The organism is Peptoniphilus rachelemmaiella (assembly GCF_943169845.1).
Lineage (GTDB): Bacteria > Bacillota > Clostridia > Tissierellales > Peptoniphilaceae > Aedoeadaptatus > Aedoeadaptatus rachelemmaiella.
Genome location: NZ_CALPBW010000014.1, coordinates 15,654 through 30,592, shown reverse-complemented (window position 1 = coordinate 30,592; position 14,939 = coordinate 15,654). Strand labels below are relative to the sequence as shown.

The 14,939-nt window shown below is 40.1% G+C and carries 15 protein-coding genes; 12 read left to right on the top strand and 3 right to left on the bottom strand.

Features of this window, described 5'->3' with window-relative positions:
• Nucleotides 1-48: 48 nt before the first annotated feature.
• From KO087_RS06925 to KO087_RS06890, 8 genes are all read left to right on the top strand, one after another.
• Nucleotides 49-441, top strand: a complete 393-nt coding sequence (locus KO087_RS06925) for a conjugal transfer protein (protein WP_000723888.1) — start codon at nucleotides 49-51, stop codon at nucleotides 439-441.
• Nucleotides 425-2,872 carry a conjugal transfer ATPase TcpF gene (gene tcpF / locus KO087_RS06920; RefSeq protein WP_000331160.1) on the top strand — a complete coding sequence of 816 codons (2,448 nt, stop codon included), beginning with the start codon at nucleotides 425-427 and terminating at the stop codon, nucleotides 2,870-2,872. The genes KO087_RS06925 and tcpF overlap by 17 nt, the downstream gene beginning before the upstream one ends.
• Before the next feature lie 2 nt (nucleotides 2,873-2,874).
• A complete protein-coding gene (locus tag KO087_RS06915; protein WP_000804748.1) occupies nucleotides 2,875-5,052 on the top strand; it encodes a CD3337/EF1877 family mobilome membrane protein in 2,178 nt (725 codons plus the stop codon).
• A complete protein-coding gene (locus tag KO087_RS06910) occupies nucleotides 5,049-6,050 on the top strand; it encodes a bifunctional lytic transglycosylase/C40 family peptidase (protein ID WP_215508562.1) in 1,002 nt (333 codons plus the stop codon). The genes KO087_RS06915 and KO087_RS06910 overlap by 4 nt, the downstream gene beginning before the upstream one ends.
• A 14-nt stretch (nucleotides 6,051-6,064) precedes the next feature.
• Complete coding sequence (locus KO087_RS06905; RefSeq protein ID WP_000975333.1) at nucleotides 6,065-6,979, top strand: conjugal transfer protein; 915 nt, start codon at nucleotides 6,065-6,067, stop codon at nucleotides 6,977-6,979.
• Nucleotides 6,980-7,253: 274 nt separating this feature from the next.
• On the top strand, nucleotides 7,254-7,340 hold the full coding sequence (locus KO087_RS06900) for a tetracycline resistance determinant leader peptide (protein WP_011058339.1): 87 nt from the start codon (nucleotides 7,254-7,256) through the stop codon (nucleotides 7,338-7,340).
• A gap of 15 nt (nucleotides 7,341-7,355) precedes the next feature.
• Nucleotides 7,356-9,275, top strand: coding sequence for a tetracycline resistance ribosomal protection protein Tet(M) (gene tet(M), locus KO087_RS06895; RefSeq protein ID WP_000691727.1), 1,920 nt, complete (start codon nucleotides 7,356-7,358; stop codon nucleotides 9,273-9,275).
• 118 nt (nucleotides 9,276-9,393) lie between these two features.
• Entirely contained in the window at nucleotides 9,394-9,561 is a 168-nt protein-coding gene (locus KO087_RS06890; protein WP_000336323.1) for a cysteine-rich KTR domain-containing protein, read from the top strand.
• 59 nt (nucleotides 9,562-9,620) lie between these two features.
• Here KO087_RS06890 and KO087_RS06885 read toward each other — a convergent pair whose 3' ends face one another.
• A complete protein-coding gene (locus tag KO087_RS06885; protein WP_001227347.1) occupies nucleotides 9,621-9,974 on the bottom strand; it encodes a helix-turn-helix transcriptional regulator in 354 nt (117 codons plus the stop codon).
• Nucleotides 9,975-10,478: 504 nt separating this feature from the next.
• On the opposite strand from KO087_RS06885, the gene KO087_RS06880 reads away from it, so the two are divergent.
• From KO087_RS06880 to KO087_RS06865, 4 genes are all read left to right on the top strand, one after another.
• Nucleotides 10,479-10,904, top strand: coding sequence for a sigma-70 family RNA polymerase sigma factor (locus tag KO087_RS06880; RefSeq protein WP_005957428.1), 426 nt, complete (start codon nucleotides 10,479-10,481; stop codon nucleotides 10,902-10,904).
• A complete protein-coding gene (locus KO087_RS06875; RefSeq protein ID WP_001224508.1) occupies nucleotides 10,901-11,131 on the top strand; it encodes a helix-turn-helix domain-containing protein in 231 nt (76 codons plus the stop codon). The genes KO087_RS06880 and KO087_RS06875 overlap by 4 nt, the downstream gene beginning before the upstream one ends.
• Nucleotides 11,132-11,592: 461 nt before the next feature.
• Nucleotides 11,593-11,796: an excisionase gene (locus KO087_RS06870; RefSeq protein WP_000814510.1), complete on the top strand. Its 204-nt coding sequence runs from the start codon at nucleotides 11,593-11,595 to the stop codon at nucleotides 11,794-11,796.
• An 81-nt stretch (nucleotides 11,797-11,877) separates the two neighbouring features.
• A complete protein-coding gene (locus KO087_RS06865) occupies nucleotides 11,878-13,095 on the top strand; it encodes a tyrosine-type recombinase/integrase (RefSeq protein ID WP_136273575.1) in 1,218 nt (405 codons plus the stop codon).
• Nucleotides 13,096-13,256: 161 nt separating this feature from the next.
• On the opposite strand, the gene KO087_RS06860 is transcribed toward KO087_RS06865, so the two are convergent.
• On the bottom strand, nucleotides 13,257-13,460 hold the full coding sequence (locus tag KO087_RS06860) for a hypothetical protein (protein ID WP_215508561.1): 204 nt from the start codon (nucleotides 13,458-13,460) through the stop codon (nucleotides 13,257-13,259).
• A 100-nt stretch (nucleotides 13,461-13,560) separates the two neighbouring features.
• The gene (rlmD, locus tag KO087_RS06855; RefSeq protein ID WP_215508560.1) at nucleotides 13,561-14,889 is read right to left on the bottom strand and encodes a 23S rRNA (uracil(1939)-C(5))-methyltransferase RlmD; all 1,329 of its coding nucleotides are present in this window, start codon (nucleotides 14,887-14,889) and stop codon (nucleotides 13,561-13,563) included.
• Between the last annotated feature and the right edge of the window lie 50 nt (nucleotides 14,890-14,939).

Below are 14,939 nucleotides of genomic sequence, written 5' to 3'. Positions count from 1 at the left end.
GGGGTGGCTCAATCAGCTACCCCTATTTTTTATGAAAGGATTGATTACATGAAGAAAATACGAAGCTATACCAGTATCTGGTCTGTGGAAAAGGTACTGTATTCTATCAATGATTTTAGACTTCCGTTTCCCATAACCTTTACGCAAATGACATGGTTTGTCGTGTCACTCTTTGCAGTGATGATACTTGGCAACTTGCCCCCTCTTTCCATGATAGAGGGAGCATTTCTCAAATACTTTGGGATTCCTGTGGCTTTCACATGGTTTATGTCTACAAAAACTTTTGATGGTAAAAAGCCTTATGGATTTTTGAAGTCTGTCATTGCTTATGCACTGCGACCAAAGCTGACCTATGCAGGAAAAAAAGTAACGCTTGGCAGAAACCAGCCACAAGAAGCCATTACAGCAGTTAGGAGTGAATTTTATGGCATATCCAATTAAATACATTGAAAACAATCTCGTCTGGAATAAAGACGGGGAATGTTATGCTTACTATGAGCTTGTTCCTTACAATTACTCATTTCTAAGTCCAGAACAGAAAATACAAGTGCATGATTCTTTCAGACAGCTTATCGCACAAAATCGTGATGGCAAAATTCATGCTTTACAAATCAGTACAGAATCCAGCATACGTTCTGCACAAGAGCGTTCCAAAAATGAAGTCACTGGCAAGCTCAAAGCGGTTGCCTATGACAAAATCGACCAACAGACAGACGCTTTAATATCCATGATTGGCGAAAATCAAGTGAACTACCGTTTCTTTATCGGCTTTAAGTTGCTTCTCAACGATCAGGAGTTTTCTATGAAAAGTCTTACCGTTGAAGCAAAAAATGCTTTGTCTGATTTTGTCTATGATGTGAACCATAAGCTGATGGGCGATTTTGTTAGTATGAGTAATGATGAAATCCTGCGTTTTCAGAAGATGGAAAAGCTCTTAGAAAATAAAATCTCTCGTCGTTTCAAAATCCGCAGGTTAGATAAGGACGACTTCGGCTATCTGATTGAACACCTTTACGGACAGACAGGCACTGCCTATGAAGAGTATGAGTACCATCTATCAAAGAAAAAGCTGGATAATGAAACGCTGATTAAATACTATGACTTGATTAAGCCTACTCGCTGTTTGGTGGAAGAAAAACAGCGATATTTGAAAATCCAGCAGGAAGATGAAACCGTCTATGTAGCTTACTTTACCATTAACAGCATTGTCGGAGAACTGGACTTCCCGTCCTCTGAAATCTTCTACTACCAGCAACAGCAATTTACATTCCCGATTGATACGTCAATGAATGTGGAAATTGTAGCGAATCGTAAAGCCCTATCTACTGTCCGCAATAAAAAGAAAGAACTGAAAGACTTGGATAACCACGCTTGGCAAAGTGATAATGAAACCAGCTCCAATGTGGCGGAAGCTCTGGAAAGTGTGAATGAGCTGGAAACCAATTTAGACCAAAGCAAGGAATCTATGTACAAGCTGTCTTATGTGGTAAGGGTATCAGCAAATGATCTTGACGAACTCAAACGTCGTTGTAATGAAGTGAAAGATTTTTATGACGATTTAAGCGTAAAACTGGTACGACCATTTGGGGATATGCTCGGCTTACATGAAGAATTTTTACCTGCCAGCAAGCGTTATATGAATGATTATATTCAATACGTGACCTCTGATTTCCTCGCTGGTTTAGGTTTTGGTGCTACTCAAATGCTGGGGGAAAATGAGGGGATTTATGTTGGCTACAGCTTAGATACTGGACGCAATGTCTATCTGAAACCTGCTCTTGCCAGTCAAGGGGTTAAGGGTTCAGTAACCAATGCGTTAGCGTCGGCTTTTGTTGGTTCGCTGGGTGGTGGTAAATCCTTTGCGAATAACCTTATCGTCTATTATGCGGTGCTTTATGGGGCACAAGCAGTGATTGTAGACCCAAAAGCAGAACGTGGCAGATGGAAAGAAACCTTGCCAGAGATTTCCCATGAAATCAATATCGTCACTCTGACTTCTGATGAGAAAAACAAAGGCTTACTTGACCCTTATGTGATTATGAAAAATCCCAAAGATTCTGAATCACTGGCTATTGATATTCTGACATTCCTTACGGGGATTTCCTCTCGTGATGGGGAACGCTTCCCAATCCTTAGAAAAGCCATTCGTGCAGTAACCAATAGTGAAGTACGAGGGTTGATGAAAGTGATTGAGGAATTACGGGTTGAGAATACGCCACTAAGTACCAGTATAGCCGACCATATCGAAAGTTTTACAGACTATGACTTTGCACATTTATTATTCAGTAATGGTTATGTGGAGCAGTCTATCAGCTTAGAAAAACAACTGAACATTATACAGGTTGCGGACTTGGTACTTCCCGACAAGGAAACTTCCTTTGAGGAATATACCACTATGGAGCTTTTATCCGTTGCTATGCTGATTGTCATTAGTACCTTTGCTTTAGACTTTATCCATACAGACCGAAGCATTTTCAAGATTGTAGATTTAGACGAAGCATGGAGCTTTTTACAGGTAGCACAAGGAAAAACACTATCTATGAAGCTGGTTCGGGCTGGTCGTGCTATGAACGCTGGGGTATATTTCGTGACCCAAAATACAGACGACCTCTTAGATGAAAAACTGAAAAATAACCTCGGCTTAAAATTTGCATTTCGTTCCACTGACCTTAACGAGATTAAAAAGACCTTAGCCTTTTTTGGTGTAGACCCAGAGGACGAAAACAATCAGAAGCGATTGCGTGATTTGGAAAACGGGCAATGCCTTATCAGTGATTTATATGGTCGTGTCGGTGTGATACAGTTCCACCCTGTATTTGAAGAACTGCTCCATGCCTTTGATACCAGACCACCTGTGCGAAAAGAGGTGTAAATGTGAAACCATCAATAGTAAACAGAATAAAATCAAACTGGACGCTGAAACGTCTAGGTAAAGTGGCAATGACAGTGGCTTTCACACTTGTGATTGCCATTTTTCTTTTAGCCATGCTGGGAACGGTGGTTCAAGCTGCGGGCTTGGTAGATGATACGGTCAATGTGGCAAATGAATACAGCCGATACCCACTTGAAAACTATCAACTGGATTTTTATGTGGATAATAGCTGGGGCTGGCTTCCGTGGAACTGGTCGGACGGGATTGGAAAACAGGTCATGTATGGACTATATGCCATTACCAATTTTATTTGGACAATCAGTTTGTATGTTTCCAATGCGACAGGTTACTTAGTACAGGAAGCCTATTCCTTAGACTTCATTTCCGCTACAGCAGATTCCATTGGTAAGAATATGCAGACCTTAGCTGGTGTGAGTGCAAACGGATTTTCAACAGAGGGTTTCTATGTTGGATTCCTCTTACTCTTGATTTTGGTTCTTGGGGTTTATGTTGCCTATACGGGACTGATAAAGAGAGAAACCACAAAGGCAATTCATGCCATTATGAATTTTGTGCTGGTGTTTATCCTATCGGCTTCCTTTATTGCCTACGCTCCCGACTACATTAAAAAAATCAATGACTTTTCATCAGACATCAGTAATGCCAGTTTATCACTTGGCACGAAGATTGTCATGCCCCATTCCGATAGTCAAGGCAAGGACAGCGTGGACTTAATCAGAGATAGCCTGTTTTCCATACAGGTTCAGCAACCGTGGCTACTGCTTCAATACAACAGTTCAGACATTGAAAGTATCGGTATTGACCGTGTGGAAAGCCTGCTCTCCACCAGCCCAGATTCCAACAATGGCGAAGACAGAGAAAAAATTGTTGCGGAAGAAATTGAAGACAGAAGCAATACCAATCTAACCATTACAAAGACCATTAACCGTTTAGGTACAGTCTTCTTCCTATTTGTCTTCAATATTGGGATTTCCATATTTGTATTCCTATTAACAGGAATCATGATTTTCTCGCAGGTACTTTTTATCATCTATGCTATGTTTCTGCCTGTGAGCTTTATTTTAAGCATGATTCCATCATTTGATGGTATGTCAAAACGAGCCATAACAAAGCTCTTTAATACCATTTTGACACGAGCTGGAATCACATTGATTATTACGACAGCATTTAGTATTTCAACCATGCTCTATACCTTATCGGCTGGTTATCCGTTCTTTTTGATTGCTTTTCTACAGATTGTGACCTTTGCAGGAATCTACTTCAAGCTGGGCGATTTAATGAGTATGTTTTCTCTACAGAGTAACGATTCTCAAAGTGTGGGAAGTCGTGTGATGAGAAAACCTCGTATGCTTATGCACGCTCACATGCACCGTCTACAGCGGAAACTTGGACGTTCCATGACTACTCTAGGGGCTGGGTCTGCCATTGTTACAGGTAAAAAAGGACAGTCGGGTTCGGGGAGTTCTGCAAGGACACAAGCAGATCACTCCCGACCAGACGGAAAGGAAAAATCAACACTTGGAAAACGTATCGGTCAAACCATCGGTACAGTAGCTGATACCAAAGACAGAATGGTAGACACTGCTAGTGGTTTGAAAGAACAGGTTAAAGATTTGCCGACCAATGCAAGATATGCAGTATATCAAGGAAAATCCAAAGTAAAAGAGAATGTCCGTGATTTAACCAGTAGTATTTCTCAAACCAAAGCGGACAGAGCCAGTGGACGCAAGGAACAGCAGGAACAAAGGCGAAAAACCATTGCGAAGCGTCGCTCTGAAATGGAACAGGTCAAACAGAAAAAACAGCCTGCTTCTTCTGTTCATGAAAGACCGACTACAAGACAAGAACAATATCATGATGAACAGACCTCAAAACAGTCTAATATTCAGACTTCATATAAGGAATCTCAACAAGCCAAACAAGAGCGTCCAGCAGTTAAGTCCGATTTTTCAAGTCCAAAAGTGGAACGCCAAGGCAATACCGTTCAAGAAAAAACCGTTCAAAAGCCAGCAACTTCAACCACTACAGCAGATAGAACTTCACAACGTCCAATCACAAAAGAACGTCCGTCTACTGTTCAAAGAGTACCACTACAAAATACAAGAAGTAGACCACCAATCAAAACCGCCACCATTAAGAAAGTCGGTAAGAAACCATGAAGTTGAAAACTTTAGTGATTGGTGGTTCTGGATTATTCTTGATGGTCTTCTCACTGCTTCTGTTTGTTGCCATTTTATTTTCAGATGAACAGGACAGCGGAATTTCCAATATTCATTATGGAGGTGTGAATGTTTCCGCAGAAGTGCTGGCTCATAAGCCTATGGTAGAAAAATATGCCAAAGAATATGGCGTTGAAGAATATGTCAACATACTTCTTGCGATTATACAGGTGGAATCGGGCGGTACTGCGGAAGATGTTATGCAGTCCTCGGAATCCCTCGGTCTTCCACCTAATTCATTGAGTACAGAAGAATCCATTAAGCAAGGTGTGAAGTATTTCAGTGAATTATTAGCCAGTAGCGAAAGGCTCAGTGTAGATTTAGAATCGGTTATCCAGTCCTACAATTATGGTGGTGGTTTCTTAGGGTATGTGGCTAATCGTGGAAATAAATATACCTTTGAACTGGCTCAAAGTTTCTCAAAAGAGTATTCAGGTGGCGAAAAAGTGTCTTACCCCAATCCCATAGCCATACCTATCAATGGGGGCTGGCGATACAACTATGGCAATATGTTTTATGTGCAACTGGTAACGCAGTATCTTGTCATAACAGAGTTTGATGATGATACGGTACAAGCCATCATGGACGAAGCACTGAAATATGAGGGCTGGCGATACGTTTACGGTGGAGCTTCCCCGACTACTTCTTTTGATTGTAGCGGACTGACACAATGGACGTATGGAAAAGCTGGAATTAACTTACCACGAACCGCACAACAGCAATATGATGTGACCCAGCATATCCCACTATCGGAAGCACAAGCTGGCGATTTGGTTTTCTTTCATTCTACCTATAACGCTGGCTCTTATATTACTCATGTTGGGATATACCTTGGCAATAACCGTATGTTTCATGCAGGCGACCCAATCGGTTATGCCGACTTAACAAGCCCCTACTGGCAACAGCATTTAGTGGGAGCAGGACGAATCAAACAATGAGAAAGGAAGATTTAATGATGAAATTTAGAAAAAATCAGAATAAAGAAAAACAGATACCAAAGGAAAAGAAACCTCGTGTCTATAAGGTCAATCCTCATAAAAAGGTTGTGATTGCCTTGTGGGTACTTTTAGGGCTTAGTTTCAGCTTTGCGATATTCAAGCACTTTACAGCTATAGATACTCATACTATTCACGAAACAACTATCATAGAAAAGGAATACGTTGATACTCATCATGTAGAAAATTTTGTAGAGAACTTTGCGAAAGTCTACTATTCATGGGAGCAATCCGATAAGTCCATTGATAATCGAATGGAAAGTCTAAAAGGCTATCTGACAGATGAACTTCAAGCTCTCAATGTTGATACAGTACGCAAAGATATTCCTGTATCGTCTTCTGTAAGAGGATTTCAGATATGGACGGTAGAGCCAACTGGCGACAATGAGTTTAATGTAACCTACAGTGTAGACCAGCTCATTACAGAGGGAGAAAATACAAAGACCGTCCACTCTGCTTATATAGTGAGTGTCTATGTAGATGGTTCTGGAAATATGGTACTGGTTAAGAATCCGACCATTACCAACATACCTAAGAAATCAAGTTATAAACCAAAAGCCATTGAAAGTGAGGGGACGGTTGATTCCATTACAACCAATGAAATCAATGAGTTTTTAACGACGTTCTTCAAGCTCTATCCTACAGCGACAGCCAGTGAACTTTCCTACTATGTGAATGACGGGATATTAAAACCAATCGGAAAAGAGTACATCTTTCAAGAACTGGTAAATCCTATTCACAATCGTAAGGATAATCAAGTCACGGTATCGCTGACAGTGGAGTATATCGACCAGCAGACCAAAGCAACGCAGGTATCTCAATTTGATTTGGTACTTGAAAAGAACGGGAGTAATTGGAAGATTGTAAAATAACAAATATTGGTACATGATTACAGATACTTTGTAATCATGTACTCTTTTTGATAAAAAATTGGAGATTCCTTTACAAATATGCTCTTACGTGCTATTATTTAAGTGACTATTTAAAAGGAGTTAATAAATATGCGGCAAGGTATTCTTAAATAAACTGTCAATTTGATAGCGGGAACAAATAATTAGATGTCCTTTTTTAGGAGGGCTTAGTTTTTTGTACCCAGTTTAAGAATACCTTTATCATGTGATTCTAAAGTATCCAGAGAATATCTGTATGCTTTGTATACCTATGGTTATGCATAAAAATCCCAGTGATAAAAGTATTTATCACTGGGATTTTTATGCCCTTTTGGGTTTTTGAATGGAGGAAAATCACATGAAAATTATTAATATTGGAGTTTTAGCTCATGTTGATGCAGGAAAAACTACCTTAACAGAAAGCTTATTATATAACAGTGGAGCGATTACAGAATTAGGAAGCGTGGACAAAGGTACAACGAGGACGGATAATACGCTTTTAGAACGTCAGAGAGGAATTACAATTCAGACAGGAATAACCTCTTTTCAGTGGGAAAATACGAAGGTGAACATCATAGACACGCCAGGACATATGGATTTCTTAGCAGAAGTATATCGTTCATTATCAGTTTTAGATGGGGCAATTCTACTGATTTCTGCAAAAGATGGCGTACAAGCACAAACTCGTATATTATTTCATGCACTTAGGAAAATGGGGATTCCCACAATCTTTTTTATCAATAAGATTGACCAAAATGGAATTGATTTATCAACGGTTTATCAGGATATTAAAGAGAAACTTTCTGCCGAAATTGTAATCAAACAGAAGGTAGAACTGTATCCTAATATGTGTGTGACGAACTTTACCGAATCTGAACAATGGGATACGGTAATAGAGGGAAACGATGACCTTTTAGAGAAATATATGTCCGGTAAATCATTAGAAGCATTGGAACTCGAACAAGAGGAAAGCATAAGATTTCATAATTGTTCCCTGTTCCCTGTTTATCACGGAAGTGCAAAAAACAATATAGGGATTGATAACCTTATAGAAGTGATTACGAATAAATTTTATTCATCAACACATCGAGGTCCGTCTGAACTTTGCGGAAATGTTTTCAAAATTGAATATACAAAAAAAAGACAACGTCTTGCATATATACGCCTTTATAGTGGAGTACTACATTTACGAGATTCGGTTAGAGTATCAGAAAAAGAAAAAATAAAAGTTACAGAAATGTATACTTCAATAAATGGTGAATTATGTAAGATTGATAGAGCTTATTCTGGAGAAATTGTTATTTTGCAAAATGAGTTTTTGAAGTTAAATAGTGTTCTTGGAGATACAAAACTATTGCCACAGAGAAAAAAGATTGAAAATCCGCACCCTCTACTACAAACAACTGTTGAACCGAGTAAACCTGAACAGAGAGAAATGTTGCTTGATGCCCTTTTGGAAATCTCAGATAGTGATCCGCTTCTACGATATTACGTGGATTCTACGACACATGAAATTATACTTTCTTTCTTAGGGAAAGTACAAATGGAAGTGATTAGTGCACTGTTGCAAGAAAAGTATCATGTGGAGATAGAACTAAAAGAGCCTACAGTCATTTATATGGAGAGACCGTTAAAAAATGCAGAATATACCATTCACATCGAAGTGCCGCCAAATCCTTTCTGGGCTTCCATTGGTTTATCTGTATCACCGCTTCCGTTGGGAAGTGGAATGCAGTATGAGAGCTCGGTTTCTCTTGGATACTTAAATCAATCATTTCAAAATGCAGTTATGGAAGGGATACGCTATGGTTGCGAACAAGGATTATATGGTTGGAATGTGACGGACTGTAAAATCTGTTTTAAGTATGGCTTATACTATAGCCCTGTTAGTACCCCAGCAGATTTTCGGATGCTTGCTCCTATTGTATTGGAACAAGTCTTAAAAAAAGCTGGAACAGAATTGTTAGAGCCATATCTTAGTTTTAAAATTTATGCGCCACAGGAATATCTTTCACGAGCATACAACGATGCTCCTAAATATTGTGCGAACATCGTAGACACTCAATTGAAAAATAATGAGGTCATTCTTAGTGGAGAAATCCCTGCTCGGTGTATTCAAGAATATCGTAGTGATTTAACTTTCTTTACAAATGGACGTAGTGTTTGTTTAACAGAGTTAAAAGGGTACCATGTTACTACCGGTGAACCTGTTTGCCAGCCCCGTCGTCCAAATAGTCGGATAGATAAAGTACGATATATGTTCAATAAAATAACTTAGTGTATTTTATGTTGTTATATAAATATGGTTTCTTGTTAAATAAGATGAAATATTTTTTAATAAAGATTTGAATTAAAGTGTAAAGGAGGAGATAGTTATTATAAACTACAAGTGGATATTGTGTCCTGTATGTGGAAATAAAACACGATTAAAGATAAGGGAAGATACTGAATTAAAAAAATTCCCCCTCTATTGTCCGAAATGCAGACAAGAAAATTTAATTGAAATAAAGCAGTTCAAAGTAACTGTGATTACAGAGCCAGACGCAAAGACGCAGAGCCGATAAAATGAGATTAATACAATCTCATTTTATCGGCTCTTTCCGTTATGTATGGATTCTTTTAATTAGTCTTCGATGTTTCTTGCTTCGTTGATACCGCTGGCTAAAGATTCCATTAAGGATAGTTCTTTGTCTGTAAAGCTATCCATGTATTTCTCTATCTGTAATCGTCGGGTGCTTTTTACCAAGTTATTAGCAGGTAAGAAAAATTCATCAACGGAAACATGAAGTAACGATACAAGGTCATAAAGAACTTGTATGCTGGGGTGTTGCCCTTTATTTTCAATATTAGTTAAGTACCGTGGGTCAATTTCAATCAATGCTCCCACTTGTTCACGAGTTAAACCTCGTTTCAATCGAGCTTCTTTAATGGCTAAACCAAAGGCTCTAAAATCATATTTATCTTCTTTTTTACGCATAGTAGACCACCTCTATACATTTTATTGTTCCTACTGAATTAAAAACAGGTATAGAAAAACGTGTTATATGGTTTATAGGTTTATATTTAATAAAAAGCACTACTAAACGCCAATAAAAAAAACCGTTATATGGTAGTGCTATTTACGCTGTTAAAATATTGTATATTACTTCCAAATGGCGGTTTGTTGGAGGTCAACGTCGCCATGAAGTACATCATATACAATAAATTTCCTTACATTGGGTTCTTGTCAAAAAAAGTCGTCTATCTGCAATAGATAAGTACGTCCACCAATGTGGTTTTATAAATCATATAGATAGAATAACAGAAGCATGTAAACAGAGAAATAAATCTGTTTATATGCTTTTTTGGCTATTCAGAACTTTTTTACAAAGTTTATTTATCAGTAATGCAACAAATCCCCCTTTCACATTGGGACTAAGAGTGAAAGGAGATAAACGAGCAAGGCTCACTTCCTTTCCTAGACAGAAAGGGGGTGAGAAACATGAAACCATCTTCTTTTCAGACCACAATAGAAAATCAGTTTGACTATATCTGTAAACGTGCTATGGAAGACGAGCGAAAGAATTATATGCTTTATCTTTCAAGGATTGCAAAGCGTGAGGTGTCCTTTTCGGATGTTGGCGATTATCTTGTTAGCCAGTTTGCGACAACAGATAACTATTCAACTGACTTTCAGATTTTTACACTCAATGGGTTATCAGTAGGCGTTGAAAATGATTTGTTGAGTGAAGCATTACGTGAGTTGCCAGACAAGAAACGTGAAATTCTACTGCTGTTTTACTTTATGGACATGAGCGATTCAGAAATTGCAGACCTGTTGAAATTGAACCGTTCTACTGTCTATCGGCATAGAACCAGTGGACTAGCCTTAATCAAGAAGTTTATGGAGGAGGAAAACGAAGAATGAGAAAAGAATATTCCAGAATTCCATTCCCATTGATTGTAAAGGCTTGTGATGGCGATACAGAAGCGATTAACCAGATTCTACATTATTACAGAGGGTACATTGCTAAACGCTCTCTACGGTTGATGAAAGATGAATATGGCAATCAAAGTATGGTCGTTGATGAGGTCTTACGTGGACGAATGGAAACCAGGTTGATTACAAAAATCCTGTCATTTGAGATTGAGTAGCACCGATTTATCTCTCTTTTCGTGGAAGTGCGGACGAGCTTTCCATACTTCCCGATTGGGGAGGTTTGTTATTCCATCAAAGCATATTGTCTTTCAGTATGTTTTGATAGGCTGACAAGCCATCTGTTCTTTGAAAACTGAATAACAGCAGTCGAATACATTTCGATAAGAAAAGAGCCAACGGAGCTGACCGCCATGACCTGCCCTGTAAAGATAGCGAGCGATTCATGTCAGTGATCCGAGAAGTAATCTTTAGCAGGATTGCCAGCGAAGACATTCTTATCGTAATAATGATACTCCTGTATCGTCATAGTCCGAGCGTTAAAAGCGTCGCAGGCAATGAGTACAGTTGGACGAGAACCGTGCAAGGGTGGAACTCCCGTGAGCTTTGCTAAAGCTGTTCGATTGCTTGTAAAACTACTTTTATGAAATCTAACGTGTGATTGGGAAAGGAGGATTTTATGAAGCAGACAGATATTCCTATCTGGGAGCGTTATACCCTGACCATTGAAGAAGCGTCTAAGTATTTCCGTATTGGCGAAAATAAGCTCCGTCGTTTGGCAGATGAAAATAAAAATGCTGATTGGCTGATTATGAATGGCAATCGTATTCAGATAAAGCGAAAACAGTTTGAAAAAATTATTGATAAATTGGACGCAATCTAGCGTCGCCAAAGGGTCTTGGATATGATAAAATAGCATTAAGTCGTATCAAGGCTCTTTCCATTTTGGAAAGGAGCGAAAGCCATGTCAGAGAAAAGACGTGACAATAAAGGTCGCATTTTAAAGACTGGGGAGAGCCAACGAAAAGACGGAAGATACTTATATAAATATGTAGATTCATTTGGAGAACCGCAATTTGTTTACTCGTGGAAACTTGTGGCTACAGACCGAGTACCAGCAGGAAAGCGTGATTGTATCTCACTTAGAGAGAAAATCGCAGAGTTACAGAAAGACATTCATGATGGTATTGATGTTGTAGGAAAGAAAATGACACTCTGCCAGCTTTACGCAAAACAGAACGCTCAAAGACCAAAGGTTAGAAAAAACACTGAAACTGGACGCAAATATCTTATGGATATTTTGAAGAAAGACAAGTTAGGTGTAAGAAGTATTGACAGTATTAAGCCATCAGACGCTAAAGAATGGGCTATTAGAATGAGTGAAAATGGTTATGCTTATCAAACCATCAATAACTACAAACGTTCTTTAAAGGCTTCATTCTATATTGCTATACAAGATGATTGTGTTCGGAAGAATCCATTTGACTTTCAACTGAAAGCAGTTCTTGATGATGATACTGTCCCTAAGACCGTACTAACAGAAGAACAGGAAGAAAAACTGTTAGCCTTTGCAAAAGCTGATAAAACCTACAGCAAAAATTATGATGAAATTCTGATACTCTTAAAAACAGGTCTTCGTATTTCAGAGTTTGGTGGTTTGACACTTCCAGATTTAGATTTTGAGAATCGTCTTGTCAATATAGACCATCAGCTATTGAGAGATACTGAAATTGGGTACTACATTGAAACACCAAAGACCAAAAGTGGCGAACGTCAAGTTCCTATGGTTGAAGAAGCCTATCAAGCATTTAAGCGAGTGTTAGCGAATCGAAAGAATGATAAGCGTGTTGAGATTGATGGATATAGTGATTTCCTCTTTCTTAATAGAAAGAACTATCCAAAAGTGGCAAGTGATTACAACGGCATGATGAAAGGTCTTGTTAAGAAATACAATAAGTATAACGAGGATAAATTGCCACACATCACTCCACATAGTTTGCGACATACATTCTGTACCAACTATGCAAATGCAGGAATGAATCCAAAGGCATTACAGTACATTATGGGACATGCTAATATAGCCATGACGCTGAACTATTACGCACATGCAACATTCGATTCTGCAATGGCAGAAATGAAACGCTTGAATAAAGAGAAGCAACAGGAGCGTCTTGTTGCTTAGTAGTACAAATGAATTTACTACTTATTTACCACTTCTGACAGCTAAGACATGAGGAAATATGCAAAGAAACGTGAAGTATCTTCCTACAGTAAAAATACTCGAAAGCACATAGAATAAGGCTTTACGAGCATTTAAGAAAATATAAAAAGATAATTAGAAATTTATACTTTGTTTAAAGATAAAAATCCTTGATTTAACTTTTCTTCATTTCCCTTGCAATTCAGTATCGTATTATTTGCTTCTTCCCAAATTTTATAAGCATTAATTAATCCATTAATTCTACTCATGTTTTTAATACTACTGACTGTATTGTTTTCAAAAATTTTTGCATCTACCCATATTTTATCTATAATATTTCTTTCCATATTCCTTTCCTCGTCATTTGATCTAGCGCTTCATGTATTTCTAATCTCTATTTTAGAAGCTATCAGTTATCATGGCATTTTACACGCTCTCTATTAAATCTTATTTTCGTGACAGCAGACAAATCGCCTCGCAGTGCGCCGTCCTGGGGAATTGGTCCACGGCCTCTAAATGTTGCACCTTATACCCCTTCGCCTCAAGTATTTCGATGTCTCTTACTTGGGTTACGGGATTGCAGCTGATGTAGAGGATGCGTCCCGCGCCGAGGGCGGCCAGCTTATCGATGGCTTTCGGGTGGATGCCGTCGCGAGGCGGATCCACGACGAGAAGGTCGCAGGCCTCATCCACGGTGTCGATCATCTCCAGCACGTCGCCGGCAATGAAGCGGGCGTTGTCGATGCCATTACGCGCGGCGGAGCGATTGGCATCTTCCACGGCGGATTCAACGATTTCGATGCCCACCACTTTTTTCGCCGCCTTGGCCAGCACCTGGCCGATAGTGCCGGTGCCGGAATAAAGGTCGAAGACCACGCCTTTTTCTTCCGCCGCCAAAGCCCGGGCTTTTTCGTAAATCAACGTGGCCGTGTCGGGATTGGGCTGAAAGAAGGAAAAGGGCCCGATGTCGAAGTGAAGGTCCAGAAGCTCTTCGCCGATGACTTCCTCGCCAAAAAGGTGGCGCACCTCTTCGGGCTTAATGGCGTCGGCCCAGTCGTCGGTGATGGTGCGGTAAATGCTTGCCACGGTGCCTTTTAGCTTCAAACCACGAAGGAAATCCACAAAGGCCACCTCGTCCACCTCATCGGAGGAGGTGACCAGGTTCACCAAATAGCTGTCCGTGGCCCGGGCGTGTCGCACGACGAGAAAGCGCAGGGTACCTTCGTGCTTCATGCGGTGGTAAAAGGGGGTGTTCAGCTCGCGGAAATAGCCTTCCACGGCCCCGCGAATGGTTTCCATGTCTTCCGGCACCAGGAGGCAACCTGCGGTGGAGACGATGTCGTAAAAGCCCTTTTTGTGGTGCAGGCCCAGGGTGAGGGGGCCGCCCTTTTCCGCATCGCCGAAGGTGTATTCCATTTTGTTGCGGTAGTGGTATTCCTTGGGCGCCGGCGTGTAGGGCACATCCCTGCCGTAGAGATCGTCGATCATGGCTTTTTTCAGGGCCGATTCCTTTTCGTAGCTCAGGCTTTGGTAGGTGCAGCCGCCGCAAATGGCCGCATGAGGGCAATCGGGCGCCTCTTCCATGGGTGAGGGGGCCAAAAGCTCCACGATTTTTCCCTTTTTGTTGTCCTTTCGGTTTCTCGTGATGCGCACGCCCACTTTTTGCCCGGGCAGACCGCCTTTCACCACGACACGGGTGCCGTCTTCCGTTTCCACCACGGATTTGTTGGGGAAATGCCGCTGAATGATTTCGCCTTCTACATATTTTTTCGCCATAATGCCTCCTTTTCTGTCTATGGCATTATACCACAACCCTGTAATTTCCC